Source organism: Geodermatophilus chilensis (assembly GCF_002802985.1).
Taxonomy (GTDB): Bacteria; Actinomycetota; Actinomycetes; order Mycobacteriales; family Geodermatophilaceae; genus Geodermatophilus; species Geodermatophilus chilensis.
This window is the reverse complement of record NZ_NVPT01000254.1, coordinates 1-4,705: the sequence shown is the minus strand read 5'-3', so window position 1 is coordinate 4,705 and position 4,705 is coordinate 1. Positions and strand designations below refer to the sequence as shown.

Annotated in this window: 7 protein-coding genes and 1 pseudogene; 4 read left to right on the top strand and 4 right to left on the bottom strand. The window is 74.4% G+C overall.

Features of this window, described 5'->3' with window-relative positions; translation table 11 throughout:
- Window positions 1-12 precede the first annotated feature (12 nt).
- Genes CNO22_RS25610 through CNO22_RS25605 form a run of 3 tightly spaced genes read left to right on the top strand, consistent with a single transcriptional unit; the run spans window position 13 to window position 1,085 of the window.
- Window positions 13-348, top strand: coding sequence for a hypothetical protein (locus CNO22_RS25610; RefSeq protein ID WP_198588606.1), 336 nt, complete (start codon window positions 13-15; stop codon window positions 346-348).
- 34 nt (window positions 349-382) lie between these two features.
- Window positions 383-505, top strand: coding sequence for a hypothetical protein (locus CNO22_RS29850; protein ID WP_269799642.1), 123 nt, complete (start codon window positions 383-385; stop codon window positions 503-505).
- Between the two features lie 28 nt (window positions 506-533).
- Window positions 534-1,085, top strand: coding sequence for a mycothiol transferase (locus tag CNO22_RS25605; protein WP_100502075.1), 552 nt, complete (start codon window positions 534-536; stop codon window positions 1,083-1,085).
- A 56-nt stretch (window positions 1,086-1,141) separates the two neighbouring features.
- On the opposite strand, the gene CNO22_RS25600 is transcribed toward CNO22_RS25605, so the two are convergent.
- The 4 genes from CNO22_RS25600 to CNO22_RS25590 all read right to left on the bottom strand — a co-directional run bounded on the left by CNO22_RS25600 (window position 1,142) and on the right by CNO22_RS25590 (window position 4,098).
- A complete protein-coding gene (locus CNO22_RS25600; protein WP_100502074.1) occupies window positions 1,142-2,287 on the bottom strand; it encodes an RNA polymerase sigma factor in 1,146 nt (381 codons plus the stop codon).
- A gap of 38 nt (window positions 2,288-2,325) precedes the next feature.
- The gene (locus tag CNO22_RS29515; protein WP_232807352.1) at window positions 2,326-2,568 is read right to left on the bottom strand and encodes a YciI family protein; all 243 of its coding nucleotides are present in this window, start codon (window positions 2,566-2,568) and stop codon (window positions 2,326-2,328) included.
- Between the two features lie 19 nt (window positions 2,569-2,587).
- Window positions 2,588-2,734: a hypothetical protein gene (locus CNO22_RS29510; protein ID WP_232807351.1), complete on the bottom strand. Its 147-nt coding sequence runs from the start codon at window positions 2,732-2,734 to the stop codon at window positions 2,588-2,590.
- Window positions 2,735-3,063: 329 nt separating this feature from the next.
- Window positions 3,064-4,098 carry an NAD-binding protein gene (locus CNO22_RS25590; RefSeq protein WP_100502073.1) on the bottom strand — a complete coding sequence of 345 codons (1,035 nt, stop codon included), beginning with the start codon at window positions 4,096-4,098 and terminating at the stop codon, window positions 3,064-3,066.
- A gap of 384 nt (window positions 4,099-4,482) precedes the next feature.
- Here CNO22_RS25590 and CNO22_RS25585 point away from each other — a divergent pair.
- Window positions 4,483-4,705 (top strand): annotated as a pseudogene (locus CNO22_RS25585) (endonuclease); the annotation flags it as partial.

The window sequence follows — 4,705 nt, the reverse complement described above, 5'->3', positions numbered from 1 at the left end:
AGATGTTTATAGGTGACAGCCGCGGCCCTCAAGGCGCTGGCGGCCGCCTCGGCGACCGTGCTCGGGGCGGTGGCCCGCGACGCCCGCGACCAGGCGCGGCACCTGGCCGAGCGGCGGCGGGAGCGCAAGCGCAGGACGGGGACGGCGGAGGCGGCCGATCCCCCGGCCGCGCCCGCCGTGGCGCCGGCTCCCCCGCCACCCGTCGCGACCCGGCCCAGGGAGCAGCGGCCGCGGCGACGCCGGTTCCGGCGCCGCTGGGTCGTCGTCCCCGTGCTGCTGGTGGTGCTCGTGCTCCTCGCCGTCGCGGTCGGCGTCGTCGTCCTGGCCGGCGCCCTGCTCGGCTGGTGACGCGGACCGGCGCGGCCTCGGGCAGGCTCGGGCCATGACGACGCCGTCCCCCGACACCCCGCAGCCCCGCGACATCGCCCTGGAGATGGAGACCCCCGAGCAGGCCGCCGAGCTCGAGGCGCAGAGCGAGCCCGAGGACCGCCCGGACGGCGAGTGACCGGCCGGCGCCCGGGTAGCGCCCGACCATGCGCAGCCCCGCCGTCCTGGCCCACGCCTACGAGCAGATCGAGGAGACGTTCACCCGCACCGTCGAGGGGCTGACGCCCGACGACCTGAACCGGCGGGTGCAGCCCGGCGCCAACCCGATCGGCTGGTTGGCCTGGCACCTGCTGCGGGTGCAGGACGACCACCTCGCCGACGTCGCCGGCACCGAGCAGGTGTGGACGGCGGAGGGCTGGGCCGGCCGCTTCGACCTCCCCGTCGACGACGCGGCGACCGGCTACGGGATGGGTGAGGCGGACGTGGACGCCGTCCGGGTGTCGTCGGCCGACCTGCTGCTGGGCTACTCCCGCGCGGTGCACGCGCGGTCGGCGGAGTTCCTGCGCGGCCTCTCCGACGAGGACCTCGACCGGGTCGTGGACACCGACTGGGACCCGCCGGTCACCCTCGGCGTCCGACTGGTCAGCGTGCTCTCCGACGACCTGCAGCACCTGGGGCAGGCCGCCTACGTGCGCGGCCTGCTGGAGGCGCGCGCCCAGGACGTGTCCCCTCTTCCAGGGCCGTTGCGGCCATCGTGATCGTCCAGCGCGGCGCATAGCGGGCCTGGACAGGGAGACGCTCCCTCGAGGGCGACTCAGCCGGACGCGGCCTGCCTGAGCCGTGCGGCCCGCCGGGTGAGGTGGTCGCGCTCGGCCAGGTTCGACGCGGCCCGCGCCGCCGCGGCGTAGAGGTCGGCGGCGTCCGCGAGCCGTCCGGCCTTCTCGTGGAGGTACGCCGAGGCCGCAGTGTGGCGAGGGAGGCTCGGATCGACCTCGGTCAGGGCGGCCAGCCCGGCGAGCGGACCGTCCGCCTCCCCGACCGCCACGGCGCGGTTGAGCCGGGCCACGGCGGAGCCGGTGAGGGCCACGAGCTCGTCGTACCACTCCACGATCTGCACCCAGTCCGTCTCCTCGAACCGCCGGGCGTCCGCGTGCAGGGCCGCGATCGCCGCCTGGGCCTGGTACTCACCGAGCCGGTCCCGGGCGAGCGCGGCCTGCAGGATCTCCTCGCCTTCGGTGATCAAGGCGGTGTCCCAGCGGGACCGGTCCTGCTCGGCGAGCGGAACGAGCCGGCCGGCGGGGTCGGTGCGTGCGGCGCGGCGCGCGTGGTGCAGCAGCATCAGCGCGAGCAGGCCGGCGACCTCGGGGTCGTCGACCACCGCCGCCAGCTGCCGGGTCACCCGGATCGCTTCGGTGGCGAGGTCGACCTCGCCGGAGTGACCCTCGTTGTAGGTCAGGTAGAGCACCCGCAGCACCGTCGGGAGATCGCCCGACTGGTCCAGGGACACCTCCGCGATGCGCCGCTTGGCCCGGCTGATCCGCTGGCCCATCGTCGACTCCGGCACGAGGTAGGCCTCGGCGATCTGCCGAGTGGTGAGCCCGCCGACGGCGCGCAGCGTGAGCGCCACCGCCGAACCGGGCGTCAACGACGGGTGCGCGCACAGGAAGTACAGGCGCAGGGTGTCGTCGACCGCGGGCACCGGTCCCTGCGGCGGCTCCAGGTCGAGGGCGACCTCGCGGCCCTGGCGGGCGTGCTCCGACCGGCACAGGTCCAGGTACTTGCGCCACGACACCGTGATCAGCCATCCCTTGGCGTCTCGCGGTGGGTTCGCCGGCCACGTCCGGATGGCCGTGATCAGCGCCTCCTGGACGGCGTCCTCGGCCGACGCGAAGTCCGCTCCGCGCCGGACGAGGACGCCGATCACCTCCGGGATCAGTTCCCGCAGCCGCGACTCCTCCACGCCCGTGTCCCTGCCGGTGCCCGGGTGCCCCTGTCCGATCAGTCGGTCACCGTGGGCGGGCCGCCGAGGAAGGGCCGCACCTCCAGCCACTCGTGGATCGGCTTTTCGCCGGCTCCGGGCGCAGCCGACAGCTCCCCGGCCAGCTCGACGGCGCGCTCCCAGGAGTCGACGTCGATGATCATCCAGCCGGCGATCAGGTCCTTGGTCTCCGCGAACGGACCGTCGGTGACCGGCGGCCGCCCCTCGCCGTCGTACCGGACGAACGCACCCTCGGGCGCCAGCGCCTGTCCGTCGACGTACTCACCCGACTCCTCGAGCCGCGTCGCGAACCCCCTGCATGTACGCGACGTGGGCGTCGATCTCCTCGGGTGTCCACCGGTCCATCGGCACGTCGTTCACCGCTGCGGGCGCGCCCCGGTAGTGCTTGAGCAGCAAGTACTTCGCCATGGTGTCTCCTCGTACGGTGCGGCCCATCTTGGCCACCTCACACCGGGGACGGAGCCGACGAGGCCTTCTCGACACCACCGGGCGTCGGACCGTCACTGCCGGGCGACCCGCGCCGCCAGAAGGCGCCCGACGGCCGGCCTCGTGGCACTCCGGTGAGGTCCCTGGGAGCTCCTGTCCGGGGGTGTTCGACGTGCGCCGGGCCGGCGTCGACGGCCCCTGGGACCGTGGCGCGGCCCGGCCGCCCGCCACGACGAACCGGCCCCCACCTACCGCGGTGTCGTCGTCCTCGCCGCGATCGCCCTCTGGCAACGCCAGTGGAGGGACACGTCCTAGCTGCCGGCTCGCAGCCGGGCCGCGTCGATGCGCTGCCCGGCGACGTAGTAGAGCGTCGCGCCCTCCGGGACCGGGGTGTCCCAGCCCGGGCTGACCACCAGCGGTCCGCCGTCGCTGCGCAGGGCCAGCACCGTGGCGCCGAAGGTGCGCCCGAACCAGGTCTGGCAGTCGCCGAACGTGCGGTGCGGGAAGCCGGCCGGGACGCGGGTCGAGTACGTGTTGCCGTGCCCGCCGCTGGTCATCAGGTCGCTGTAGACCTGCGCGATGCCGGGGTCGTTGGCCTCCTCGGTCAGCAGGAACGGCATGTGCCACTGCACCGCCTGGACGTCGGGGTGCACGTAGCGCAGCGTGTCCAGCCGGCCGAGGTCGCGCAGCGCGGCGACCAGGTGGATGCGCGGGTTGGCGTGGGTGACGGCGAGCGCGACGGCGATGGCCTCGTTGTCGTCGCGGACGTCGACGACCGCCGTCCGGGCGCGGGCCACGCAGGCACGGGCCATGACGTCCTCGGAGGTCAGGTCGCCGCGGACGAACTGCACCTCCAGCCGCTCGGGAAGCGGGTCCTCGGGGACGTCGTCCCAGGTGCAGAGGACCACGTGCGCGCGGGCCTCGGCGGTCAGCTCGGCGACGATGCGGGCCGTCCGCCCCGGCGTGTAGCCGAGCAGGACGACGTGGTCGGCGAGGTCCAGCTCGACCAGCCCCCTCAGTCTCTTGCCCCTCACCGACTGCAGCGCGGCGGACAGCTGCGTGAAGAGCAGGGTGAGCGTGACGATCCCGCCGACGATCACGTACGCGCCGACGACGCGGCCCCCGGTCGAGGCCGGGTAGACGTCGCCGTAGCCCACGGTGGCCGCGGTGACGACGAAGTACCACCAGTAGGTGCCCGGCGCGGCGATGCCGGTCCCGGCCGGCTCGACCAGCCCCATGGCCGCCCAGCTGGTCAGGAAGACGACGACCGCGACGGCCAGCGGCAGCCGCCACCCGGACAGCCGCACGCGCAGCAGGCGCGCCACACGCGCGAGCAGGAACGGCACGGGACCTCCCCGAGGACGACCCGGGCAACGTAGCGGACGTGATCACGGTCCGGCCGCGTCCGCGGGTCCGGATCGCCCGGTGGGAGGGGACGTCACCGCCTGATGGGAGGGGGCGTCAGCGCCCGAGGACGACAGCCGGTCCGATGAGGACGACCGGGATGGCCGCACCGAGCGCGAGCGGCAGCCCCCACCGGCAGGTCGCCCCGAACTGCTCGGTCTGCGCCGATCGCCTACCGAGTGAGCGCTGGCAGGTCCGGACGTCGCGGGCCCCTGTCAAGGCGGCCGCTGGATCTGTGGATAGGCTTCTGAGCTGGGGATTCGTGTTGATCGTCGGCCTCGACCCGACTAGACTTCGAACAGGCGATCGAGTCGGTGGGAGGTGTCGTGGACGAGCTGCTGGCCTCCCTCGACGCGCTGGCCGGCGAGGACCTGGCGCCGTTGTTCGGCCCGGCGCTGCTGGAGCGGCTGCGGCCGTTGCTGGCCGCGCAGAACCGGCTGGCCGCCGAGGTCGCCCGCACGGTCCGGGAGTGCGAGGTGTCCGGTGCGGCGGAGGGCGACGGGCTGAAGTCCATGGGCTCGTGGCTGTGCGGGCACGGGCACCTGTCGG

Coding starts and splice junctions, on each gene's coding strand:
- CNO22_RS29850 (WP_269799642.1), top strand. CDS start 383: ATGACGACGCCGTCCCCCGACACCCCGCAGCCCCGCGACATCGCCCTG.
- CNO22_RS25605 (WP_100502075.1), top strand. CDS start 534: ATGCGCAGCCCCGCCGTCCTGGCCCACGCCTACGAGCAGATCGAGGAG.
- CNO22_RS29510 (WP_232807351.1), bottom strand. CDS start 2,734: ATGGCGAAGTACTTGCTGCTCAAGCACTACCGGGGCGCGCCCGCAGCG.